Here is a 1,938-nt window from a genome sequence, read left to right on the forward strand (position 1 = left end):
GCCGGCCAAGATCGGAGTTCACCGGGCGTCGAACGAGCAGGCTGAGGCCGCCTTCGTCAGCCGCACCATCGACCGGCTGCTCGGCGGCACATCGCTGCATTCCAGAGACAGCGGCCGAGCCGACGGGGAGGGCGACGGTGAGATCGGCTTCGCCGACATCGCGGTGCTGTATCGAACGTCGGTGCAGGCGAGCGCGGTGATGGATGCGCTGGCACGGGCGGGCTATCCGTTCCAGCGGCACTCACACGACCGGCTGGTCGAGCGTACGGGCGTGCGCGAGATTCTGACCGAGCTGACCTACCAGTCTTCGGCCAGCGCAGCGCCGGACGTGCTGACCGGAGTGCGCCGTGCCGCGGAGACTGTGCTCTCCATGGTGTCCAGCGTGGACCGGGCCGAGCGTACGTCGGAGCTCTACTCCGCAGTGGACCTGCTCGCTCCGTTGGCGGCTGAGTGTGGGGACGACCTCGAGCGGTTCCGGCAGGAACTGTTGATCGGCGCGGAAGTCGACGCACTGGATCCGCGGGCGGACCGGGTCTCCCTGCTGACTCTGCACGCCGCGAAAGGGCTGGAGTTTCCTGTCGTGTTCGTGGTCGGGTGCGAGGACGGCATGTTGCCGTTCCGCTGGCCCGGTGAGGACCTCGACGACGAGGACCTCGCCGAAGAGCGTCGGCTGTTCTACGTGGGCATGACCAGAGCCCAGCGAGTCCTCTACCTCACGCACGCGGCTGAACGGACGTGGCGTGGTCAGTCGCGCACAGGTGAGGCCTCGCCGTTCCTGAGCTCGTTGGACGGTTCGGTCTACGACCGGCTCGACGAGGAGGGAGCGCGCCGCAGGACGCGCGTTCATCAGCTCACCCTGTTGTAGAGGTAGTCGAGGAAGTGGCACCGTTGTAGAAGTGGCGTCGCTGTCGGCGGGGCCGAATACCTGGTCAACGCCGGATTCGTCACTCCCATCTTCCAAGGACCGGAAGGCATCTAGAGGCCGGTGAGACCGCACCCTTAGCGTGGCACCCAACCAATCACATGACACCCGGGAGGTCAGCGATGACGGACAACGGACGCCCGCCATTCCGAGCGGATCACGTAGGGAGCCTGCTCCGCCCGGAACGGCTGCTGAAGGCCCGGCAACGGCACGCCGCCGGCGAGATCGACGATGACGCGTTGCGTGAGGTGGAAGACGGCGCCGTCCGTGACGTCGTCGCCATGCAGCGGGACGTCGGTCTGAACACCGCCACCGACGGTGAGTTCCGGCGTGCGTCGTGGCACATGGACTTCATCTACGAGCTCGACGGTGTCCACCGCGCCGACGGCGAGATCAAGGTCCCGATGCGCAACCAGGACGGCGTCGTGGAGTTCAGCAGCGCCGCGATGACGATCGACGGCAAGATCGGTGTGGAGCGGCCGATTTTCGGCGAGCCGTTCCAGTACCTCCAGTCGGTGGCCGAGGGGACCGGACTGACGCCGAAGCTGACCATCCCGTCGCCGAGCATGGTGCATTACCGTGGCGGGCCGGCGGCGATAGACCCGCAGGTGTATCCGGACGAAGATGTGTTCTGGATGGACCTCACGGCCGCCTACGCCAAGCAGCTGCGGATGATGGCGGACCTCGGCTGCCGATACCTGCAGCTGGACGATGTCAGCCTCGCCTACCTCAACGACCCACGGCAGCGGGAGCGGGTCGCGACGTGGGGTGGCGACGGGGAGCATCTGCACGAGCACTACATCAGGCAGCTCAACCGGGTGCTCGATGGGAAACCTGCTGAGCTGACGGTGACGACGCACTTGTGCCGGGGCAACTTCCAGTCCTCATGGGCGGCCGAGGGCGGGTACGACTTCGTAGCTGAAGCCCTGTTCGGCCAGCTCGCCGTGGACGGCTTCTTCCTGGAGTACGACGACGAGCGCTCGGGCACCTTCGAGCCGTTGCGGTTCGTCCCGCCG

2 protein-coding genes are annotated in these 1,938 nt (G+C 66.8%); both read left to right on the forward strand.

Annotation, left to right across the window (positions count from 1 at the left end; all coding sequences use genetic code 11):
- Positions 1-865 (forward strand): 3'-5' exonuclease (locus ELR45_RS39120; RefSeq protein WP_205857285.1); only part of this gene is annotated, 865 nt, incomplete at its 5' end.
- A 179-nt stretch (positions 866-1,044) separates the two neighbouring features.
- Positions 1,045-1,938 (forward strand): 5-methyltetrahydropteroyltriglutamate--homocysteine S-methyltransferase (locus ELR45_RS25950; RefSeq protein ID WP_205857286.1); only part of this gene is annotated, 894 nt, incomplete at its 3' end.

Source organism: Phytoactinopolyspora endophytica (genome assembly GCF_004138495.1).
Classification (GTDB): Bacteria; Actinomycetota; Actinomycetes; order Jiangellales; family Jiangellaceae; genus Phytoactinopolyspora; species Phytoactinopolyspora endophytica.